This is a genomic window from Roseibium sp. (genome assembly GCF_965229775.1).
Lineage (GTDB): Bacteria > Pseudomonadota > Alphaproteobacteria > Rhizobiales > Stappiaceae > Roseibium.
The window spans coordinates 3652325-3673604 of record NZ_OZ245929.1 but is presented as its reverse complement, the minus strand read 5'-3'; the positions used below and the strand labels follow the sequence as shown (position 1 = coordinate 3673604).

Below are 21280 nucleotides of genomic sequence, written 5' to 3'. Positions count from 1 at the left end.
CCTTCCAGCGCCCCGGCGGCACAACGCCGCTTTCGGGTTTCAAGGCCCTCGCCCCGGCCAAAGGGCCGGACCGGTCTCTCAGCCCTTGTTCCAGGTTCCTTCCGGGGTCCCGTCGAATTTTTTCTCCAGGCTGTCCCAGCAGTCAATGTAATCGTCCTGAAGCGGCGCTTCGCTTGCGGCAAATTCCGTCAGGTGTTGCGGGAACCGTGTTTCGAACATGAACGACATGGTGTTGTCGAGCTTTTCGGCCTTCAGATCCGCGTTGGACGCGCCTTCAAAGGCATTCTTGTCCGGCCCGTGCGGGATCATCATGTTGTGCAGGCTCATGCCACCCGGAACGAACCCCTGCGGCTTGGCATCGTACTGCCCGTAGATGTTGCCCATCAGCTCCGACATGATGTTCTTGTGGTACCAGGGCGGGCGGAACGTATCTTCCATCACCATCCAGCGTTCCCGGAACAGGACGAAATCGATATTGGCGGTACCCGGCACTCCGGACGGCGCCGTCAGAACGGTGAAGATCGACGGGTCCGGATGATCGAACAGGATCGCGCCGATCGGGCAATAGTTCCTGAGATCATACTTGCAGGGCGCGTAGTTGCCGTGCCAGGCAACGACATCGAGCGGAGAATGCCCGATCTTCGTCTGGTGAAACTGGCCGCACCACTTCACGGTCAGGACAGAGGCAACCTCACGATCCTCGAAGCAGGCGACCGGCGTCTTGAAATCGCGGCGGTTCGCCATGCAGTTGGCCCCGATCGGTCCCCTGCCCGGCAGCTCGAATTTCTGGCCGTAGTTCTCGCAGACGAAACCGCGCGCCGGGCCTTTCACGACCTCGACCCTGTAGACAAGGCCACGCGGAATAATGGCTATTTCCTTCGGCTCCAGCTCGATCACGCCGAGTTCCGTGCAGAAGCGGAGGACGCCCTCCTGCGGCACGACCAGAAGCTCGCTGTCCGCGGAGAAGAAGTACTCGTCTTCCATCGATTTCGTGACGAGATAGATGTGGCTCGCCATGCCGACCTGGGTGTTGACGTCGCCCGCCGTGGTCATGGTGCGCATGCCCGTCAGCCAGGACAGCTCCTCCTCGGCATGCGGAACCGGGTCCCAGCGATACTGGCCAAGCGAGATCACGTCCTCGTTGATGTTCGGCGCGCTTTTCCAATAGGGCAGCTCGATCTTTTCAAACCGGCTGGTGTGCTTCACCGACGGGCGGATGCGGTAGCACCAGGTTCTTTCGTTCTGGTGGCTCGGGGCGGTGAACGCGGTGCCGGAAAGCTGCTCGCCGTAGAGCCCGTAGGCGCATTTTTGCGGGCTGTTCATGCCCTGCGGCAGGGACCCCGGCAGCGCTTCGGTTTCAAAGTCGTTGCCGAAGCCCGGCATGTAGTCGAAGGCTCCGGAATTGTGCCCGTTTCCAGTCAAATCCCGCGTGCTGTCCGTTCTCTGATCCATGATGTCCTCCCGGTCCGGGGCTAAATTAGTTACATATGTAACCAATTTGATATGCAAGTTCAAGAACCATCGAGGAGGAATTTGCAGGCCTCTGATTTTGCTGAGATTTCCCGCTCACTGCCGCATCCGCCAACCGTATTGTCGCGGAATCTGCAGCGCGCCGACTTGATCAAAATTCGCATTTGAGTTAAATAGAACAAATCAAGAACATTTGAGGTGAGCAATGCAGTTTGTCAGCCCCTTGCAAGGTCAGTATTCCGCTATCCTGCGATCCGAGGCAGCCAGCCGGGAATTGCCGCCGACAACCGATGTCACCCGGTCGGAGGTCACGCAGATGATCGCCTACCTGCGCAAGGCGAAGGACCGGGCGGTTGAGATCCGAGACCGCGCACCGGCGGGCAGCTACATGGAAAACGTTCTGGCCCGGACCATCGACGGCATCACCCTGGAGCTTTCGCAGCTGGAATACCTGCTTGCGCTCAAACCTGTCGAAGTGGACCCGTCTGCAGATACCAGGCGCCGCATGAGGCCGGCGATCTGATCCTTGTTGTTCTTGGCGGGAGGGGTCTCAGCGGTATTTTGCGGCGGTGATGAATTCGCCGAATGCTTCGCACCAGACGAGGACGGTCGTATAGTCGTCGATACTCACATCCGCCGGAACATCGACAATGAAGCCATCGAAAGTCTTGATGTCGCCGAGTTGCACTGCCGTATCCTTGAGTTCAAGGAAACCCGCTTCGTCCTCAACGAACTCCTTGACGAGATAGAGCTTGTAGTCGGGACCGGGAGACAGTTCTCCCTTATGCACGATCCGCTGGGGAGAAATGCTGACTGTGCCCTCGCCCCAATGCAGGAAGTCGCTGCCTGCAAGGTCCCTTGTCAGGCTCACCTCGTACTGCGCGCCCTGGGCCGCCTCCGCCAGAACAGCTTCGTCAGGGCCTTGCGGTTCCGTCAGGATCGGTAGGAAATACACCCCGAGAGCGAAGCCTGCGGCCAGCATGGCGCCATGGGAGCACAGAAGCAGAATCAGCCGGATCATCCTGGGTCCTCTTGATCAATTGCACGTGACTTAGCTGGGAAACACGGCGGCCGGTTCAACACAAGGCTGAATGACATTTTCGTGGCTTCCGGTTTATTGCAAACTTCGCAAGAGGTCGGTCCAGGTTACGGACCCTAAGCCGCTGCCTCGTCGCCGGGGGCCGTCTGCCAGCCGAGATCGGTCAGCGTCACGATCCGGTTGCCGCGCAGATCCGTCGCGCAGACGAGAAAACCGCGTTCTTCCATGTGGCTCAGGAGCCAGCGCGCCCGTCCCGGGGACCGCGTTCCGTAGGCGGTGGCGATCTCGATGTTGCCCGGGCACGGCGCCTTGGCCAGTGCGGCCTTGGCAAGAAGCAGGTAGACGCCGCGCATGTCGTCGGGCAGTTCGCCCGCGATCAGTTCCGCCTGTGACCAGGCTCCGTCGTCCATCTCGCCCTTTTCGATGCCGGCACGGGCAACCGAGAGCTTTTCCCGGAAAGCCTGCAGATCCGGCGGTCCGCCTGCGAGCTTGGCAATCCGGCAGCGGACCTGAAAGTCCTGGTAGAGCGTTGCGATCGGCTGGAAGGCCGCGTCCTCGTCTTCCAGGATACCGGCGATGATCTCGGCGATCTTTTCTTCCCGCTCACCGAAATCCAGCAGGCTGTCCGCCTGCGGTTCGGCATCGTCATTCGCCTGTTCGGCGCTGGAAATCCGGTCCAGAACCTCGCCGGTGGAAACCACAGGTTCCTGGAAGCGGGGCCGTGACGGCGGTGCCTCGCCCGCGGCGGGAGTGAAGATCAGATCCTTGGCTTCTTCCTTCGGCTGCTCCGGCAACGGCATCAGCTTCGGGCTGCCGCCGCGCCCCATGGTCTCGACCGGACCGATCCTGATGGGCACGGGCCGCCGCGACAGGGCCGGGCCGAGCGCGATGAAATTGCCCCTGTCGAGATTGCGGAAACTCTCCGCCTGCCGCCGTTCCATGCCGAGCAGATCGGCCGCGCGCGCCATGTCGATATCGAGAAAGGTTCTGCCCATCAGGAAGTTGGACGCTTCGGCGGCGACGTTCTTGGCAAGCTTGGCAAGGCGCTGCGTGGCGATGATGCCGGCCAGCCCGCGCTTCCGCCCACGGCACATGAGATTGGTCATGGCACCGAGCGAGCGCCGGCGCGCTTCTTCCGTCACCTCTCCGGCGGCTGCCGGGGCGAACAGCTGCGCCTCGTCCACGACGACGACCATCGGGTACCAGAGGTCCCGTTCGGCGTCGAACAGGCCGTCCAGAAAGGTCGCTGCCGCCTTCATCTGGCGATCCGCATCGAGGCCTTCCAGGTTGAGGACGACGGAAACGCGGTGCTGGCGCACCCTGCCCGCGATCATCTGCAGATCCTTTTCGGTGCCGACCGCGTCGACGACGACATGACCGAACTTCTCGGCCAGCGACACGAAATCGCCTTCCGGATCGATGATGGCTTGCTGAACCCAGCTTGCGGACTGTTCGAGCAGACGGCGGAGCAGATGCGACTTTCCCGACCCGGAATTGCCCTGAACGAGAAGGCGCGTTGCCAGCAACTCTTCCAGATCGAGCCCGGCGCGCGCGCCGCTCGTCATTTCCCCGATATCGATCTCGACCGTCATGCACACATGATCAGCGCGTTGAAGCGCTGCAATCACTCCGCTCCTGCTCAGCTACTGTCCGCGAGTCAGCACGATTCCGAAATCATTGCAAAGACCGCAGGCGCGAAATCCGCCGTTTTCCCGTACTTCCTCGGCCCGGCAAGAAAAACCGGCAGGATCGCGAGCGGTGGTTTTCAGGCTGCCTCGGACAATTCCTGGCGAACCGCGTTGTCCAGCACCGACGATGCGATTTTCTTGTGAAACGGCAGGATCAGCGCAAGGTAGGCGTGACCGAAGAGATTGTGACGCTTGCAGCAGGTCGAGGCATAAACGCGCGGCGTCGGCCACGCGCTGCGGAAGATCGACAGCCTGAAGTCCTGGTGCCAGTCGTCCTCGCCGAGAATGATCTCGTTGTCGCTGACCTGGTAGATCCTGAAGAAGCCGATCCGGTCTCCAGGTTCCCGCTCCGCGACCGGTTTGCCGGACTGTTCGAGCGCAAGTGTCGTCGTGGTCTTCAGCCCGAGCGGCTTCACCAGCGTGTCCCGCAGCGACAGCAGCGCGTTCATCCAGCCGATATCGGCCATCAGCATGTGATCGGCCAGAACACGTATGTCGGCGTTGACGAGATCCTCACGCCCCTTGAGCGATACGGAAAAGACATCCATGAAATCGCGCGACGAATAATAGGTGTTCAGGCTGCTTTCCGCCGGCAACTTGTCGGACATGCTCATGACGAATACCCCACTTGTTTCATCGGTGTGGTCTAGCAGATCCGGCGCCCTGTTTCGCCGCGCCGATTGACACACCCGGCGCGCCTTCGGAACCGGCTGCGAATGCGGAGACAAGCAGCCTCAACCCGGCACAGCCTAAAATTGTGGATCAGGCCTCAGCCCCACGAAAAATTAAAGTTATTTCAATCGCCCCATCGCGCTTTCCGGTTATGATGCCGTCAAACGACAGAAGACAAGAACTCGGCAGGAGGCGTCATGAAAGCTGCGAAGGTGATGTTGGGGATGGCTGTTGCGCTTGCAGGCGCGCTTCCGGCCGCTGCGCAGGAGAGCGGTTCCGCCGCGCAGAAAGTCACGGTCGCGAATGTTCAGATGATCACGCCAAACAACAGTTCGCGTTATGTCGGACGGGTCGAGGCGACCAAGACAGTCGATATCGTCGCACGGGTGGAAGGTTACCTGACCGAGCGCAAGTTCACCGAAGGCGGTTTCGTCAAGCAGGGAGACCTGCTCTACGTCATCGAGAAGGACCTCTACCAGGCAAGCGTCGACCAGTCCAAGGCAACGCTCGAAGGCGCGCAGGCGACGCTGAAGAATTCCGAGATCGAGCTGGAACGCCAACGCCAGCTGCTTGCCAAGGGCGATGTCTCCCAGGCCACCTATGACAGTGCCAAGGCGACCATGGATGTCGATCAGGCCAATGTCGACGAGGCCCAGGCAAATCTTGAGACCGCGGACATCAATCTCAGCTACACCGACATCAACAGCCCGATCGACGGACGCATCAGCAAGACCAACGTGAATGTCGGCAATCTGGTGGATTCCAACACCGGTACGCTCGCGACCGTCACCAGCGTTGATCCGATCTATGTCAGCTTCTACATGGGTGAAAAGGATCTCATCAAGGACCGCGAAGCCGGTCTCATCGGCAACGACTCCTCCACCCTTCAGGTCAGCCTGACCCTGACCGACGGCACAAAATATCCCAGCGACGGAAAGATCACCTATGTGGGGACGTCGGTCGAGGAAGGCAGCGATTCCATCGAGCTGCGCGCCACGTTCGACAATCCGAACAACATTCTGATCCCCGGACAGTTCGTCAATGTCACGGTCGACAGCGAAGACCAGACGGCGGTGGCCGCGATCCCGCAACCGGCGATCCAGCTCGATTCCAAGGGCCACTATGTCTACGTCATCGGCGCGGACAACAAGGTGGAGCGGCGCGACGTGGTTCTGGGCCGCCAGTCCGGTAGGCTCTGGGAAGTCACGTCCGGCCTCAAGGACGGTGAACAGGTTGTCGTCCAGGGTCTGCAGCGGATCGGTCCGGACATGACCGTCGATCCCGTCGAAGCCAAAAGCTAAAAGAGACGATCGATCATGCTGTCCAGATTCTTCATCGACCGTCCGAATTTCGCGCTGGTTCTTTCCCTGATCGCCTCGCTGATCGGTGTGATCGCCATCATCCTGATCCCGATTGCGGAATATCCCGATGTCACGCCGCCGCAGGTGGTGGTGAACGCGCAGTATCCGGGAGCCGATTCCGAACTGATCGAGAAATCGGTGGCAATCCCGATCGAGGAACAGGTCAACGGAGTCGACGACATGATCTACATGTCCTCGACAAGCTCCAACGCCGGTACCTACCAGCTCACGATCACGTTCGAGGTCGGCACGGACCCGGATATCGCCGCGGTGAACGTGCAGAACCGGGTCGCACTGGCGGAGCCGACATTGCCGACGGCGGTCAAGACCCTCGGCGTTGCCACGCAGAAGCAGTCCGCCAACATGCTTCAGGTGATCAACCTCGTCTCCCCGGACGAGAGCCGCGACGCCATCTTCCTGAGCAACTACGCGACGATCAACATGCAGGACCGACTGTCGCGCCTGCCCGGCGTCGGCAGCGTCTCCCAGTTCGGCCCGCTGGATTACAGCATGCGGGTGTGGATGAACCCGGACCAGATGTCCGCCCTCAATCTGACGGCCGCCGACCTTTCCAACGCGATCCAGGCCCAGAACACGGAGGCGACCGCGGGCCAGATCGGCGGCGCGCCGTTCGCAGGTCCGACCGACCTGCAGTTCACGCTGAAGTCCCAGGGCCTTCTTGAGACGACGGAGCAGTTCGGCGACATCGTCGTTTCGGGCGACGCCTCGGGACAGCTGGTGCGGTTGCGCGATGTGGCCCGCGTGGAACTCGGCTCCAGTTCCTATTCCGCCTATTCGGCGCTCAACAACAAGCCGGCCACCTCCATCGCGATCTACCAGAGCCCGGGGGCCAACGCGCTGGACGTGGCGAGTGCCGTTGCCGCCGAACTGGAGAAGATGAAGGCGGGCTTCCCGGAAGGCGTCGACTACGAACTTCTCTACGACATCACCAAGGCGGTGAAGGCCTCGATCGAGGAAATCCTGACGACCCTGGCGATGACCACGGCGCTCGTGGTGTTCGTCGTGTTCATGTTCCTGATGAACTGGCGCGCGGTGATCATCCCGGCCGTTGCCATTCCCGTCTCGCTGCTGGGAACGCTCGCGATCCTCTACCTGATCGGGTTTTCGGCCAACCTCATCACGCTGTTCGGCATCGTCCTGGCGATCACGCTGGTGGTCGACGATGCCATCGTCATCATCGAGAACACCGAACGCATCATGAGCGAAGAGGGTCTTGCGCCGCGCGAAGCGACCCTCAAGGCCATGAGCCAGGTCACCAGCCCGATCGTCGCGACCACCTTCGTGCTTCTGGCGGTGTTCGTGCCGGTCTGTTTCTTTCCCGGCATCACCGGGCAGATCTACTTGCAATTCGCGCTGACCATCACCGTCGCGTTCTGTCTGTCGGCCGTCAACGCGCTGACGCTGTCCCCCGTCCTGTGTTCCATGCTGCTGCGCCGCTCGGACAGCAAACCGCCGCGGTTGCTCGGCTTCTTCGGCACTTTCGTCGACAAGGTGCGCGACGGCTATGTCTGGCTGGTCCGGCGCATGATCCGGCATGCTATGTTGTCGCTGCTCATTCTGGTTGGCGCGATTGCCGCAACGGTTTTCATGTTCCGCGAAACGGCCACCGGCTTCGTTCCGCTTGAAGACAAGGGCGTGCTCTTTGCCAATGTCCAGCTTCCGGACGGGGCGTCCCTGCAGCGCTCCGACGCCCTTGCCAAGGAAATGACGAAAGTCATGCTCGAAGTCGACGGCGTGACGGACGTCATCTCGGTCACCGGCTTCAGCATCATCGCCGGTGAAGGGTCCAATTATGTCACCCTGATCCCGATCCTCGCCCCGTGGGACGAGCGCAAGACCAAGGCGACGCTCTGGTACAACATCCTCGGAACGCTGAACGAAAAGCTGTCGGCCTTCGAAGGTGCGATCTCCTTCGTCTTCCCGCTGCCGCCGATTGACGGCCTCGGCATTTCCGGCGGCATCGCCGCGCAGATCCAGGACGATGCGGGGGCAAGTGTCGTTGACCTCGGCGCGGTGACGAACTCGGTTCTGTCCGCCGCCAACCGAGATCCGGTCTTCCGGCAGGTGTTCAGCTCGCTCTCGGCCAACACGCCGCAATACGAGGTCGATCTCGACCGGGACAAGGCGGAAGCGCTTGGGGTCAATATCAGCGATATCTTTACCGCGCTGCAGGCCAATCTCGGCTCCTACTACGTCAACAACTTCATCCTGGACAGCAAGATCTTCTGGGTGATCCTTGCGTCCGATTCCGAATACCGGCAGACGCTGGACGATGTCGGCAACATCTATGTGCGCGGGTCCTCCGGCGACATGATCCCGCTCAGCACGCTGGTCAGCCTGACGCCGGTCGTCGGGCCGCAGAGCGTGACGCGCTACGACATGGCCCGCTCGGCCGCCGTTCAGGGCCTGACCAGCACCGGCCACAGCACCGGCGACGGCATCAAGGCATTCGAGAAGGTGGCAGCTGACGTTCTGCCGGACGGATATTCCATCGAGTGGACCGGCATGTCGCTTCAGGAAATCGAGGCAGGCTCCTACGTCATCTACATTTTCCTGCTGGCCTTCCTGTTCGCCTATCTCTGCCTGGTGGCCCAGTATGAAAGCTGGCTGCTGCCAATTGCGGTGATGCTGTCTGCCGTCTTCGCGGTCTGCGGGGCGATGATCCCGCTCTACCTGATCGACGTTCTCAACAACAACATCTATGCCCAGATCGGCATGGTTCTCCTCATCGGTCTCGCCGCCAAGAAGGCGATCATGCTGGTCGAGTTCTCGCGCAACTGCCGTGACGAGGGCATGAGCATCGTCGATGCCGCGATCAGCGCCGCCCATACCCGGTTCCGCCCGGTGACCATGACCGGCCTCTGCTTCATCGTCGGTGTGCTGCCGCTTGTGTTCGCCTCGGGCGCGGGCTCCGCCAGCCGCGTCTCCATCGGCCTGCCGGTCTTCGCCGGCATGATCCTCGACAGCACCATCGGCCTCCTGATGATCCCGGTTCTCTATGTCGTGGTTCAGCGGATTCGGGAGAAGTTTAGCCGCAAGCCGGTGGAAAAGAGTGAGGACGTGAAGGCCGGTTCGGGGGCTTGAGGGGGCTGCTGTTTCGAGTAGCAAGATAGTTACAAAACCAAGCAGGGCGAAAACCGGTTTACCGGTCTCGCCCTTTGCCATTCGTGCCCTGCAACTTCGTTCCCTTAGCTCCACGTCCCCTCAAACGCAATCTCGTCGAGCGGTTTGCGGGCACTCGGGACCTCGCGGGCGCGTAAGGTTTCCGGCAGATCCTCGACCCTGCTGCGCTTGCCGATGGCGATGGCGATTTCGGCCTTGAAGCGGGGCGGGACGCCGAGCTGATCGTGAATTTCGTCGCGTTTGATCCCGGCCATGGCGTGGGTGTGATAACCCATTTCGGTTGCCTGCAGGGCCGAATTGGCCCAGGCGGCACCGGCATCGAAGGAATGGGTGCCGCTCTTCCGGCTGGGTTTGCCGTCCTTGCCGTCGACTTCCGTGTCGGAGAACAGGAACAGCAGCGCGGAGGCATGCTGCGCCCAGTCGAGATTGAACGGGTTCAGGAGGTTGAGCAGCGTGTCCCAGCCTTCCCCGCCGCGCCGGGCGTAAACAAAGCGCCAGGGCTGGATGTTGAAGGCGGACGGGGCCCAGCGCGCGGCTTCCAGGATCGTTTTCAGATCCGCGTCCGGCATCTCGGACCGGTCGAAGGACCGGGGCGACCAGCGGTTGACAATGAGGTCGTGAACGGGGTGGTCGGGATTGCGGGCGGTCATCAATTCTCTCTCCAAAAAGCTCCCGGGCTATCAAGGCGTTTCGGGTAAAGCGCAAACCGTCCTGTCCTGCTCCCGGCTTCACCTTGAACAAGAGGACGACGGTTTGTTTCGAACTTTCCCGAAAGGCTTACCCTGCCCGGTCGCGCAGGAGATAGTCACTTTTTATCTTTATATCAAGATACTTTTTATAAAGATAACTCAACCCGCCTGAATGGCTTGCCGGTCACCTGCCGGGGCCGCTGCCGGTTTGGGCGCGGGTGCAACGAGGATGGCGGAGAGCACAAGTACCGCGCAGACAAGTTCCACCAGCCCGAAGGCCTCGCCGAAAATCAGCCAGCCGATCAGGAACATGGTCGGCAACTCGAAACTGCCCGCAGCGGCGGTTCTGATCGGCCCGATCTTCTGACAGGCGATCGTGTACATGATCTGCGGGATCAGAGCGGTAACGAGGCCCATCAAAACGATCAGCCAGAGTTCGTTGAAGGAGGACGGCAGGACCGAGCCACCGCCTTCGACGAGGGCAAGCGGCAGCAGGCCGGCAATGGCTCCGATCAGGGTGCAGACGGCGCGTTCTATCGGATTGAGGTCCCCGCCCATGCCGCTAAGGACGACGATCAGGAAACCGAAGGCGATTGGCGCGGGGATCGCCCAGATGAGCGCCGCAAGCGCCTCGGGCGAAAGTGTGGCCGGATCCAGGAGAAGAGCTGCTGCGCCAAGCACAAGGCCGATTGCCGCGAAGGTTCTCCATGTGAGAGCCTGCCGCAGAAGGACCAGTGCGAACAGGGCCGCAAAGGCCGGATAGGACATGTAGACGACACCGACGGCGGCGAGCGGAGCCTGGCTGATCGCTTCCAGGTAGCCGATGACGCTGAGTCCGACGACCGCCCCAGCACCCGCAAGCAGCAGCGCCTTGCCGCGCTTGTGCCGTTCGCGCGGCAGGAACGGCAGCAGGACCAGCACCGAAATGGCGTATCTGTAGAGCGCGATGGTCGCCGGACCGGTGCCCAGACCCTGCAGCTCGCGCACAAAAACGGGCACGAGACCGAAGCCGACCGCCGTCACGACGATGACAAGCGTGGCGGCGGCGGGCGTGAGTTCGAAACGGGGCACGGTGAAGACTGACATGTTTCTTCGATAGCGCGCCTTTGCGCATAAATAAAATTCTTAGTTTTCATTCTCTTCATGAAATGATTTCATGGACAAATGATACCGAAACTCGCCATTCATCACCTCACCCTGCTTGCCGCTCTCAGCGAGACCGGCAGCATGACCGTTTCCGCGTCGCGTCTCGGCATCACCCAGTCCGCCGCGTCCCACAGGCTGCGTGAAGCGGAACGCCGGATCGGGGTACCCCTGGTTCAACGGGGAGATGCCGGGCTGCAGCTGACACCGGAAGGCGAACGCCTCAGGCGGCTGGGGGACAGCTTTCTGGCCGAACTCTTCCGGCTGGAACAGGACATCGAAGCTTCCGCGCAGGAAAAGCGCCTGCTGGTCCGGCTGGGCCAGGCAACCTACAGCCGCTACCACTGGCTGCCGGCCTTTCTCGACTATCTTGAACGGGAAGACCGGCGCCTCACGGTGGATCTGTCGGGAAACGCGACGGCGCGGCCGCTCGCCTCCCTCATCGACGGGTCGGTCGATGTCTCGCTCGTCTTCGGACGTGCGCCGGCGCAGGGCCAGTTCACGTCTTCGAAGCTGGGGCCAGATCCGATCGTCGCCGTCATGTCGGCCAATCATCCGCTGGCCGGCGAGCCCGTGGTCAACAGCATCAACATGGGCGATGAGCGTTTCTTCGTCTATCCGCTGACGGCGGAACCCGGCTTCGACTGGACCGCGCTCCTCGGCGCCCCGGTCGAACCGTTCCGTCGGATGACCGCAATGCCGACACCGGAGGCCGTCATCGACCTTGTCCGGGCGAATTTCGGCGTCGCCATCTTCAGCCAGTGGGCGATCGAGCCGGAACTGGCCGATGGTACGCTGGTCGCGCGCCCGATAGCGGAGGAAGGCATCTCGCTCGACTGGTGGTGCGTCAGGCGCAGCTCCGACCCCGATGACGGCCCGGCGGCCCGGCTCTCCGACGCGCTGGTGTCCTGGAGCAGGCGGTCCGACCGGGCCCTGTCGACGCTCGGTTTCGGAGGAGGCGCGCCAGCCGGCTGAGGCCGATGCCAAGAAACTGCTTTGCGCCTGTCACTATGCTGACCTAAGCTGCAGGAAAGTATTTTGACAAAAGACGGTTGCGAACGACACGGAGACCATTTTTTCATGGCTCTTGCCGAAAAAGAGCGAAAGCGCGGACTGGTCCTGGCAGTCGGCTGCCTCGGCGGCCTGGTGATGCTGGACGAGACGGTTCTCGGTGTGTCGCTCCCCGCCATTCGCGAGCATTTTCATCTTTCGGCGACCACGACCCACTGGATCATCAATGCCTACATGCTGGCATTCACCTGCTTCGCGGCCGTCGGCGGCAAGGCGATCGATCTCTTCGGGTTCCGGCCGACGCTCATTGTCTGCAGCGTCATCTTTGCCGTTGCCAGTCTTGTTGCCGGTTTCGCCGACAGCATCGCCATGCTGATTTCCATGCGCGTCGTCCAGGGTCTGTGCGCCGCCGTGATGTTCCCGATGACGCTTGCCGCCGCGACCCTGACCTTCGACGAGAACGAACGCGGCCGGGCCATCGGCACGCTTGCGGCAATGGCGACCATTTTCCTTGCTGCCGGACCACTGGTCGGCGGCATTCTGACGGACTTCCTGTCGTGGCGATGGGTCTTCTGGATCAACATCCCGATCGTTGCGGCCGGAAGCGCCCTCGCCTGCATCCTGTGGCGCAATCCGGAGCACCCGCGGCCGCGCCCGGTTGTCGATCCCATCGGGCTGGTTCTGCTGCTCGTCGGCCTGACCGCGCTCATCTTCGGATTGATGGAAGGCCCGGATTTCGGCTGGGTCTCGCCCGTCATCATCCCGACCATTCTCGGCGGCATCGCGTTCCTCGGCATGTTCATCTATTTTGAAGCAAAGGACGACAAGCCGCTGATCGACGTGCGGCTGTTCAAGCTGCCGCCGTTTCACGCCAGCACGCTGATTATTCTCCTGACCCAGATGAGCAAGATCGTGGTTGCGATCTACGTGCCGCATTTTCTGCAGCTCGAAATGTCCTACAGCGCGCTCTGGGCAGGCATCGGAACGGTGATCGCGGTGCTGCCCATGCCGATCCTCGCCGCGCCTGCGGGCAAGTTCTCCGACAAGTACGGCTCCCGCAAACCGGTGCTTGTCGCCATGGCCCTGCTGTCCGTTTCAACGATCCTCATCGGCCTCATGATGCTTCTGGAGAATTACTGGCTGCTGGCACCGGCACTGCTCCTTTGGGGCATTTTCCTGCCCGTTGCGATGATCCCGACCGGGCGCATCACCGCCAACGCCGTGCCGCGGGACAAGCAGGGCGAAGTCAGCGGATTGATCATCACGGCGCGCCTCGTCGGCGGAACGCTCGGCGTGACCCTCGGCAGTGTCCTCCTTGCCATGGGTGCGGATTTCACGTCGATCTTCGTGACCATGGGCGTTCTGCTCGCCCTCTCCTGCGCCTACAGCTCGATCGCGCTGGAACACGATGACGCAAAGTGACCGGAGACCGCCCGGATGACGGAGTTCAGACCGCAGAGCCTCGCAGAGCTGATCGCGGACGGTGCAATCCATGTGATCGGCATTTGCCTCGGCCTGACCGCGACCGTCATCCTTGCGGTCACGCTCTGGCACAACGATGACCCCACCCGCCAGGTCACGGTGATGATCTATGCCGCCTGCCTGATGGCGATGCTGATCTGCTCCGCGCTCTACAACATGCTCGCCAAGGACCACAAATCCGGCATCCTGCGGCGGCTGGACCATGCCGCGATCTTCCTCATGATCGCCGGCACCTATACGCCGCTCGCCGCGGTGATCATCGGCGGCTGGACGGGCGGCATCCTGCTGGCGACGGTGTGGACCGGCGCCATCACGGGCGCGATCCTGAAACTGGTGCGCCTTTCAAAGGCGGAGAAACTCTCCGTGCCGATCTATCTCGGTCTCGGCTGGGTGGTTGTCTTCGCGGCCAATCCCCTGATTGAACGTGCGTCCATGTTCGGGCTTTGCATGATCCTGGCCGGCGGTCTGCTCTACACGATCGGCACCGTCTTCTATGCCTGGAAACGGCTGCCGTTCCAGAACGCGATCTGGCATGCCTTCGTGCTCGCCGCAGCGGTCTGCCACTTCGGCGCCGTTCTGCACGATGTCGCGCTGACCTGAGAATAGGGCCTAGGCCGCGTCCGCGTTCGGGTCCTCACTCAGGACCACGACCTTGGTCCTCAGCGGCACACGATTGAACAGGTCGATCACGTCCTGCTGCCACATGCGGATACATCCCGAGGAAACGCTCTTGCCGATCGACGACGGCTGGTTGGTGCCATGGATACGGTAGAGCGTATCGACCGGTCCCTGCCAGAGATCCATCGCGCGGGCTCCAAGCGGGTTCTTGAGCCCCGGCGGATAGCCCTTTTCCCAGTAGCGTTCGAGTGACGGCTTGCGCGCGATCATCTCGCGTGGAGGGCGCCAGATCGGATGCTCGCGCTTGACGCGCACAAGGGCCTCGCCGGACCAGTCGAAGCCTGCGCGGCCGACACCGATCCCGTAGCGCAACGCCTTCTTGTTGCCGAGCGTCCAGTAGAGGTAGTTGTTGTAAGGGTCGACGATGATCGTTCCCGGCATTTCACGGGTCTTATACTCCACGACCTGCCGCAGGTAGCTCTCGTCGAAATTCTTGTAGTTGATCGCCGGCCAGGTGAAATCGCCGTCCGGCAGCGCCGCATAGGCAGATGCGTAGTCGAAGTCCTCGTCAGGCAACTCCGCCTGATCGGGCAGACCGACAGCCGTTTGACAACCGGCAAGCGCCCCGCCAGCCAGGAGCAGGCTTCCCGTCAGGATCGAGCGGCGTGACAACCCAGGTCTTTCCACCAATTCCGTATCCTCGTGCACCAACGGCGCGCGCGCCGCGTAACCTATCAACAAACCGGACCCCTTCTTGGGCCAGCTTTGAACGAGTTTCAAGTCACATTCGCTCCAGATTCAATACTCATTCATACCCGCCGGTTCATTCAAATGAACGGGTCCTGACCCGGGAGCCTTACAATCCGCGTCTGATTGACTAGATTGATAGCAGAAGATTCCATTTCCCTTCCGCCTTTCGGCCTGCCAGCAACTTCAAGGACACTTCGTGCAAAACGAGACTTCACCGCGCCGGTTTCCGGTTTTCGACGGCCACAACGATACGCTGCTCAAACTGGAGATAGACGCGATCAAGGGGACCGAGCGCAGTTTCTTCGACCGCTCGGAAAGAGGGCATATCGACGCCGTGCGCGCCAAGGAGGCCGGGTTTTCCGGAGGCCTGTTCGCCATGTTCGTCCCCTCGAACCCGGACCAGGACTTTTCCAAGCCCTTCAACCCCAACGATCCCGTCAATTTTCAGGAAGTTCCCCAGAAACAGGCACTCGACTTCACGATGCGGATGCTGGAGCGCGCCGAACAGATCGAAGCCGCGTCCCAGGGTGGGGTCGTGATCTGCAGGTCCGCGGAAGAGAACCTGGCTACCGTCGAGGCGGACAAATTGGCCATCAGCCTCCATATCGAAGGCGCCGAGGCGATCGACACCGGCTTTCAGGCTCTTGAAGACCTCTACAATCGCGGACTTCGGTCGCTCGGTCTGGTGTGGAGCCGGGAAAATGCCTTTGGTTCGGGCGTACCGATGGCCTTTCCGGCCTCTCCCGACACAGGCCCGGGGCTGACATCCGCCGGGCGCGCGCTCGTTCAGGAATGCAACAGGCTCGGGATCCTGCTCGACGTATCCCATCTCAACGAAAAAGGCTTCTGGGACCTGGCCGGGATCACGGACAGGCCGATCGTCGCCAGCCATTCAAACGTTCATGCCATTTGTGAAAGCAGCCGAAACCTGACGGGCAAGCAACTGGATGCCATCAGGGAAAGCGAGGGACTGGTCGGCGTTAATTTCCACGTCGCCTTCCTGCGTCCGGACGGAAAACACCAGAAGGACACCCCGCTTGAGACTGTTGCCGATCATGTCGCCCGTCTTGTCGACCATCTTGGCGCGGATCACGTGGGGCTCGGCTCCGATTTCGACGGTTGTCTGCCGCCTGAAGGTCTGAGCGACGTGACCGGTCTGCCGGCCCTCTTCGACGTGCTGCGCGAACGGGGTTTTGACGATGCGACACTGGAAAAGATCGCCTACCGCAACTGGATCTCCATGCTTGAAAAATCGGCGGCCTGAGCAGTGACGATCTGCGAAAGGCCGGACGGGACCGTCGATTCGGTCAAGTAGACCGGAGCCAAGTCGCCGTCTGCGCATTTTTCATCAGTACTTTTACCGCTCGCGAAATTGTCAGTTGAGATCGGCGGAAAAGCCTGGACAGACGCGCCGCAAACGGACAAGCAGGTCCACATTGACCGGAATTGACGGCGCTTGCCTCGCTTATCGGCAAATTTGACCACCGAGGCCCATTGACCCTGCGCGCAAAGGTGGCAGACACTCGGCTGAGCGGGAGACACTTGAAAACAATCCCGTGTTTGGCCTCGAGGCAATGCAACAAAACAAATCGACGCCGGTGTGGGGGCAACGACGTGACCATTCGAAGTGCTGCGAACAATGCTTCGCACGAGAAAGACGCATTCGGCGAGAAGCGCGGCCGAAAATCGGAATCCGTCTTTCAGGACCTGAAGGGACGCATTCTGACCGGTGAGCTCAAGTCGGACAGCGCGATGACGGAGCAGTCCCTGGCGCAGGAATATGCCTGTTCGCAGAGCACCATCCGGGAAGCCCTGATGCTTCTGCAGGAATGCGGCCTGGTCGTGCGAAAGGGATACCAGGGAACATTCGTGACCGATCCGTCCGTCGCCGAAGCGATCCTGCTCCTGCGGCTCAGGATCAATACCGAGGTGGCAGGCATTACCGAAGCGGCCAAGGTGATCGCACCGGAGCAGGTCGCGGAGCTACGGGATCTTGACCGGCAGTTCATGGAAGCGCGCAGCCAAAGGGATATCTACACCTGCGCGGAGATCGACCGGGAATTCCATTTGCAGATTTTCAGATTTGCCGGGATGTCCGCGCTCGAACCGTTGCTGGTCAGAACCCTGGTCATGCTCCAGAAGATCACGCTGGCGACGCCGAGACCGGACGATGCCTGGACCCATCCGAACATCGTCAAGCACAACTGTATCCTGGACGCGCTTGAGGCCCAGGACAGTGATGCGGCAGTCAGCGCGCTCAAATCGCACGTCTTTTCAAGCGTCACCCTGCTGGCACCGCAGTTCTACGGGCAGGACACGGCCAAGCTGCAGGCGCAGCACGAACCCGATCTCAACCCGGCATCCCTATAAGGCATTTTTCGTGCCCCGGGCTACGGCCTGATCCATGGAACATGGGTCCCGACCCTAGAGCATTTTTCTAGTGCGGTTTACGAATTTGAAATTCGCTTCGGAGACTGCTGGAGCCATGATGCGAACTTCAAATTCACCGCACTAGGCCGTCTCCCTCATGTGCTTCTGGGTCAGCATTGCGGCTCCGACCAGTTCCTTCGTGTAGTTCTGTTTCGGGTCTTCGAAGATCGCGTCCGCCGGACCGGCCTCAACAACCTTGCCACGCTGCATCACCATGACCGTGTCCGACAGGGCCCTGACAACGGCAAGGTCGTGGGAAATGAACAGGTAGGTCAGTCCATGTGCCGTCTGCAGGTCACGCAGAAGCTCGACAACCTGTTTCTGGATGGTGCGGTCAAGGGCCGACGTCGGTTCGTCCAGCACCACGAATTCCGGTTTCAGAACCATCGTGCGCGCGATCGCGATGCGTTGACGCTGACCGCCCGAGAATTCGTGCGGGTAACGGTTCCGCATCACCGGATCGAGAGAGACTTCTTCCAGCGCCTGGCAGGCGCGCCTGTCCCGGTCCTGGGCGCTGAGTGACGGTTCATGTACGAGCAAACCTTCGGAGATGATCTGGCCGACGGTCATCCGGGGACTGAGCGAGCCGAAGGGGTCCTGGAAAATCAGCTGCATATCCTTGCGCAGGGCGCGCATGGCGCTCCGGTCCAGCCCGGAAATCTGCTTGCCGTGAAAGACAACTCGCCCGCCGGCCGGCAACAGGTTCAGGATCGCGCGACCGAGCGTCGACTTGCCGGAACCGCTTTCGCCGACGATCCCGAGCGTCTGTCCCTTGCGCAGGGAAAAACTGATGTTGTCGACCGCCCGCAGCACGTGTTTGGGCTGAAGGAAGCCGGAATCCAGTTCAAACTCCACCTCGACCTTCTGCGCCTCCAGCAGAACCGGGGTGCTGTCCGGCACTGGCGGCTTGTGTCCGGTCGGTTCCGCATCCAGCAGCATCTTCGTGTAGGGATGCTCGGGCTGCGTGAAGATTTTCTGCGTGTCGCCGCTTTCGACGACGTCGCCGGTCTTCATCACATAGACACGGTCCGAGATCCGGCGGACGATGCCCAGATCATGCGTGATGAAGATGACCGCCATCCCGAGACGCTTCTGCAGATCGCGAAGCAGATCGAGGATCTGCGCCTGCGTGGTGACATCAAGCGCCGTGGTCGGTTCGTCGGCAATCAGCACATCCGGGTCATTGGCGAGCGCCATGGCGATCATGACACGCTGGCGCTGGCCGCCCGACATCTCGTAGGGATACGCCTTGATCTTGCGCTCCGGCTCCGGAATGTTCACCAGCTTCAGGAGTTCCAGCGCCTTCGCCCTTGCCGCCTTCCAGGACAGCCCGCCGTGAACGACCATGGGCTCGGACAATTGACGGCCGATGGTGTAGAGCGGGTCGAGCGATGTCATCGGTTCCTGGAAGATCATGGTGATCTTCTCGCCGCGGACCTTGTTCAATTGCGCGACAGACAGACCGAGAATGTTGCGCCCTTCGTAGATCACCTCGCCCTGCGTGCGGCCATTGGAGGCGAGAAGCCCCATGGCCGCCATCATGGTCTGGCTCTTTCCCGAGCCGCTTTCCCCGACAATCGCGACCGTCTCGCCGGCCTCGACGTGAATATTGACGCCGCGCACCGCGTTCACCGTCCCGGTCGCGGTTTCGAAATCGACTTTCAGATCCCGGATGGCGAGGACGGTTTTCTGTGTTTCGTTGCTCATGCCGCTCTCCTCACCTGTCTTTCGGATCCAGCGCATCGCGCAGGCCGTCGCCGATGAAATTCAGCGCAAACAAGGTCGATGTCAGGAAGATGGACGGGAAGATGAGCATCCAGGCTGCGCCCTGAAGATTGCGCGCGCCCTCGGAAATCAAGACACCCCAACTCGTCATCGGCTCCTGGATACCGAGGCCCAGGAACGACAGAAAACTCTCCAGCAGAATGACCTTCGGCACGAGCAGCGTCATGTAGACCACCACCGGGCCCAGGGTGTTCGGGATGACGTGCCGGCGCAGGATACCGCCGTCGTCGACCCCCATGGCTTCGGCGGCCTGAACGTATTCCTGGCGTTTGATCGTCAGCGTCTGTCCGCGCACGATGCGGGCCATGTCAAGCCACTCGACCGCACCGACGGCAATGAACATCAAGATGAAGTTCCGGCCGAAAAAGACCACCAGCATGATGACGAAGAAGATGAAGGGCAGCGAATAGAGGATGTCGACAACGCGCATCATCATCTGGTCGACGCGGCCGCCCATGTATCCCGATGTGGCGCCGTAGATGACACCGATCGAAATGGCGACCACAGTGGCCAGCAACCCGATCGTCAGGGACACGCGCCCGGCGATGAAGGTTCTCGTCATCATGTCGCGGCCGTTGGCATCCGTGCCGAAATAAAAGTGCATGTAGTTGATGTCGGCACGTATCGTCGCCGAAAGGCCGTCGCCGGCAAGGTCGGTCAGCTGCGTGTCCTTGAAAAGGTTGCTCCGGTCGAAATAGCGCGTGGCACGCGGGTCAATCTCGCGTTTGGAGGTCACGCTGGCAACGACCGTATCTCCCTCCCGCTCGTAGCTCTCCACGGTCATGCGGGCCCGCTTGGCCACCGACATGAAAGCAGGCTCGACCTGTTCCGGCCGCGGATAGGCCTCAAGGCTTGCGGGAACCTTGACGTAGTCCCGGTAGACCGTGTCGAACTGGTGCGGCGACAAGACCGGACCAAGGACCGACAACAGCGCAATCGCCGCGAGCACGACCATGCTCACGACGGCGGCCCGGTTCGCCAGCAGGCGGTCACGGGCGTCGTCCCACAGGGAGCGGCCCTTTTCGGGAACCGTGTTGTTATCTGCCGTAATCGTCATGGCCGGCCCCTCAGTCGTAGCGCACGCGCGGATCAAGCAATGCGTAAAGCAGATCCACGATGAGGTTGAAGAGAATGACGAAACAGGCAACGACGACGACCGTTCCCATGACGAGCGTATAGTCGCGGTTGAGCGCACCCTGGACGAAATACCGGCCGATACCCGGAATTCCGAATATTGTTTCGATGACGACGGACCCGGTCAGGAGCGCGGCGGCTGCCGGTCCAAGATAGGAGACCACCGGGAGGATGGCCCCGCGCAGGGCGTGAACCACGATCACCATGTATCCCGTCAGGCCGTAGGCTCTTGCCGTGCGGACGTGATTGGAGCGGAGCGCCTCGATCATCGACCCCCGGGTCAGGCGTGCGACCACGGCCACCTGCGGCAAGGCAAGCGTGACGACCGGCAGAATCACGTTCACGAACGCGCCTCCGTTCCATCCGCCCACCGGCAACCAGCCCAGCCAGACGCCCAGGATCAGCGTCAGGATCGGCGCCACGACGAAATTCGGAATGGTGACACCTAGGGTCGCCGCGGCCATGACCGTGTAATCGGTCGCCTGATTCTGACGCAGGGCCGCGATGACACCAAGCGTTCCACCGACGACCAGTGCCAGGCACAAGGCCGAGAGACCAAGCTGGATCGAAATCGGCAGGCTCTGGGCGAAGAGTTCGTTGATCGAAAAATCACGGAAGTAGAAGCTCGGTCCGAAATCCAGCTGCGCGATGCTCTTGAGGTAGAGCAGGTACTGGTTCCACAGCGGTTCGTCGAGGTGATAGATCTTGTTCAGATTCTCCATCACCTTGGCCTCGAGCGGACGCTCCAGGTCAAAAGGTCCGCCCGGCGCGATCCGGATGAGGAAAAAGGAGATTGTGACGATCAGAAAGAGGGTCGGGATTGCGCTGAGCAATCGACCGAGCACGTAGCGGTGCATAAGCTCT

General features: G+C 61.3%; 18 protein-coding genes. 8 read left to right on the top strand and 10 right to left on the bottom strand.

Features of this window, described 5'->3' with window-relative positions:
• Positions 1–78: 78 nt before the first annotated feature.
• The gene (gene hmgA, locus ACO07N_RS16585; protein WP_421982076.1) at positions 79–1452 is read right to left on the bottom strand and encodes a homogentisate 1,2-dioxygenase; all 1374 of its coding nucleotides are present in this window, start codon (positions 1450–1452) and stop codon (positions 79–81) included.
• 223 nt (positions 1453–1675) lie between these two features.
• On the opposite strand from hmgA, the gene ACO07N_RS16580 reads away from it, so the two are divergent.
• Positions 1676–1993: a hypothetical protein gene (locus tag ACO07N_RS16580; RefSeq protein WP_421982075.1), complete on the top strand. Its 318-nt coding sequence runs from the start codon at positions 1676–1678 to the stop codon at positions 1991–1993.
• 27 nt (positions 1994–2020) lie between these two features.
• Here ACO07N_RS16580 and ACO07N_RS16575 read toward each other — a convergent pair whose 3' ends face one another.
• The 3 genes from ACO07N_RS16575 to ACO07N_RS16565 form a co-directional block, all read right to left on the bottom strand.
• Positions 2021–2491, bottom strand: a complete 471-nt coding sequence (locus ACO07N_RS16575) for a DM13 domain-containing protein (RefSeq protein WP_421982074.1) — start codon at positions 2489–2491, stop codon at positions 2021–2023.
• Between the two features lie 134 nt (positions 2492–2625).
• A complete protein-coding gene (locus tag ACO07N_RS16570; RefSeq protein WP_421984442.1) occupies positions 2626–4101 on the bottom strand; it encodes a helicase HerA domain-containing protein in 1476 nt (491 codons plus the stop codon).
• Positions 4102–4274: 173 nt separating this feature from the next.
• Positions 4275–4811, bottom strand: coding sequence for a DUF2867 domain-containing protein (locus ACO07N_RS16565; protein ID WP_421982073.1), 537 nt, complete (start codon positions 4809–4811; stop codon positions 4275–4277).
• 255 nt (positions 4812–5066) lie between these two features.
• Between ACO07N_RS16565 and ACO07N_RS16560 the strand changes: the two genes are divergently transcribed.
• The gene (locus ACO07N_RS16560; protein ID WP_421982072.1) at positions 5067–6170 is read left to right on the top strand and encodes an efflux RND transporter periplasmic adaptor subunit; all 1104 of its coding nucleotides are present in this window, start codon (positions 5067–5069) and stop codon (positions 6168–6170) included.
• A 15-nt stretch (positions 6171–6185) separates the two neighbouring features.
• Positions 6186–9335: an efflux RND transporter permease subunit gene (locus ACO07N_RS16555; protein ID WP_421982071.1), complete on the top strand. Its 3150-nt coding sequence runs from the start codon at positions 6186–6188 to the stop codon at positions 9333–9335.
• A 104-nt stretch (positions 9336–9439) separates the two neighbouring features.
• Here the strand turns inward: ACO07N_RS16555 and ACO07N_RS16550 are convergent, their stop codons facing one another.
• Positions 9440–10024 (bottom strand): nitroreductase family protein, encoded by a 585-nt coding sequence (locus ACO07N_RS16550; RefSeq protein WP_421982070.1) that lies wholly within the window; start codon positions 10022–10024, stop codon positions 9440–9442.
• A 198-nt stretch (positions 10025–10222) separates the two neighbouring features.
• Positions 10223–11149, bottom strand: a complete 927-nt coding sequence (locus tag ACO07N_RS16545) for a DMT family transporter (RefSeq protein ID WP_421982069.1) — start codon at positions 11147–11149, stop codon at positions 10223–10225.
• 78 nt (positions 11150–11227) lie between these two features.
• On the opposite strand from ACO07N_RS16545, the gene ACO07N_RS16540 reads away from it, so the two are divergent.
• The 3 genes from ACO07N_RS16540 (at position 11228) to trhA (ending at position 14299) form a co-directional block, all read left to right on the top strand.
• On the top strand, positions 11228–12181 hold the full coding sequence (locus tag ACO07N_RS16540; RefSeq protein ID WP_421982068.1) for a LysR family transcriptional regulator: 954 nt from the start codon (positions 11228–11230) through the stop codon (positions 12179–12181).
• 105 nt (positions 12182–12286) lie between these two features.
• Positions 12287–13639 carry an MFS transporter gene (locus tag ACO07N_RS16535; RefSeq protein ID WP_421982067.1) on the top strand — a complete coding sequence of 451 codons (1353 nt, stop codon included), beginning with the start codon at positions 12287–12289 and terminating at the stop codon, positions 13637–13639.
• Between the two features lie 15 nt (positions 13640–13654).
• Positions 13655–14299: a PAQR family membrane homeostasis protein TrhA gene (trhA, locus tag ACO07N_RS16530; protein WP_421982066.1), complete on the top strand. Its 645-nt coding sequence runs from the start codon at positions 13655–13657 to the stop codon at positions 14297–14299.
• Between the two features lie 9 nt (positions 14300–14308).
• Here trhA and ACO07N_RS16525 read toward each other — a convergent pair whose 3' ends face one another.
• Positions 14309–14989, bottom strand: coding sequence for a L,D-transpeptidase (locus ACO07N_RS16525; RefSeq protein WP_421984441.1), 681 nt, complete (start codon positions 14987–14989; stop codon positions 14309–14311).
• A gap of 274 nt (positions 14990–15263) precedes the next feature.
• Here ACO07N_RS16525 and ACO07N_RS16520 point away from each other — a divergent pair, with 274 nt between their 5' ends.
• Together ACO07N_RS16520 and ACO07N_RS16515 are read left to right on the top strand one after the other, a co-directional pair.
• A complete protein-coding gene (locus ACO07N_RS16520; protein ID WP_421982065.1) occupies positions 15264–16331 on the top strand; it encodes a dipeptidase in 1068 nt (355 codons plus the stop codon).
• A gap of 350 nt (positions 16332–16681) precedes the next feature.
• On the top strand, positions 16682–17437 hold the full coding sequence (locus ACO07N_RS16515) for a GntR family transcriptional regulator (RefSeq protein WP_421982064.1): 756 nt from the start codon (positions 16682–16684) through the stop codon (positions 17435–17437).
• A 141-nt stretch (positions 17438–17578) separates the two neighbouring features.
• On the opposite strand, the gene ACO07N_RS16510 is transcribed toward ACO07N_RS16515, so the two are convergent.
• The 3 genes from ACO07N_RS16510 to oppB are packed head-to-tail and all read right to left on the bottom strand — an operon-like array spanning position 17579 to position 21273.
• Complete coding sequence (locus ACO07N_RS16510; protein WP_421982063.1) at positions 17579–19204, bottom strand: ABC transporter ATP-binding protein; 1626 nt, start codon at positions 19202–19204, stop codon at positions 17579–17581.
• A gap of 10 nt (positions 19205–19214) precedes the next feature.
• Positions 19215–20339, bottom strand: coding sequence for an ABC transporter permease subunit (locus tag ACO07N_RS16505; protein WP_421982062.1), 1125 nt, complete (start codon positions 20337–20339; stop codon positions 19215–19217).
• Positions 20340–20349: 10 nt separating this feature from the next.
• Positions 20350–21273, bottom strand: coding sequence for an oligopeptide ABC transporter permease OppB (oppB, locus tag ACO07N_RS16500; RefSeq protein WP_319386515.1), 924 nt, complete (start codon positions 21271–21273; stop codon positions 20350–20352).
• Positions 21274–21280: the final 7 nt, after the last annotated feature.

Bases quoted from the DNA above. Each gene is read 5' to 3' on its own strand.
- ACO07N_RS16510 (WP_421982063.1), bottom strand. From the start codon at position 19,204: ATGAGCAACGAAACACAGAAAACCGTCCTCGCCATCCGGGATCTGAAA.
- oppB (WP_319386515.1), bottom strand. From the start codon at position 21,273: ATGCACCGCTACGTGCTCGGTCGATTGCTCAGCGCAATCCCGACCCTC.
- ACO07N_RS16505 (WP_421982062.1), bottom strand. From the start codon at position 20,339: ATGACGATTACGGCAGATAACAACACGGTTCCCGAAAAGGGCCGCTCC.
- ACO07N_RS16560 (WP_421982072.1), top strand. From the start codon at position 5,067: ATGAAAGCTGCGAAGGTGATGTTGGGGATGGCTGTTGCGCTTGCAGGC.
- ACO07N_RS16540 (WP_421982068.1), top strand. From the start codon at position 11,228: ATGATACCGAAACTCGCCATTCATCACCTCACCCTGCTTGCCGCTCTC.
- hmgA (WP_421982076.1), bottom strand. From the start codon at position 1,452: ATGGATCAGAGAACGGACAGCACGCGGGATTTGACTGGAAACGGGCAC.
- ACO07N_RS16570 (WP_421984442.1), bottom strand. From the start codon at position 4,101: ATGACGGTCGAGATCGATATCGGGGAAATGACGAGCGGCGCGCGCGCC.
- ACO07N_RS16545 (WP_421982069.1), bottom strand. From the start codon at position 11,149: ATGTCAGTCTTCACCGTGCCCCGTTTCGAACTCACGCCCGCCGCCGCC.
- ACO07N_RS16550 (WP_421982070.1), bottom strand. From the start codon at position 10,024: ATGACCGCCCGCAATCCCGACCACCCCGTTCACGACCTCATTGTCAAC.
- ACO07N_RS16565 (WP_421982073.1), bottom strand. From the start codon at position 4,811: ATGAGCATGTCCGACAAGTTGCCGGCGGAAAGCAGCCTGAACACCTAT.
- ACO07N_RS16575 (WP_421982074.1), bottom strand. From the start codon at position 2,491: ATGATCCGGCTGATTCTGCTTCTGTGCTCCCATGGCGCCATGCTGGCC.
- trhA (WP_421982066.1), top strand. From the start codon at position 13,655: ATGACGGAGTTCAGACCGCAGAGCCTCGCAGAGCTGATCGCGGACGGT.
- ACO07N_RS16580 (WP_421982075.1), top strand. From the start codon at position 1,676: ATGCAGTTTGTCAGCCCCTTGCAAGGTCAGTATTCCGCTATCCTGCGA.
- ACO07N_RS16535 (WP_421982067.1), top strand. From the start codon at position 12,287: ATGGCTCTTGCCGAAAAAGAGCGAAAGCGCGGACTGGTCCTGGCAGTC.
- ACO07N_RS16555 (WP_421982071.1), top strand. From the start codon at position 6,186: ATGCTGTCCAGATTCTTCATCGACCGTCCGAATTTCGCGCTGGTTCTT.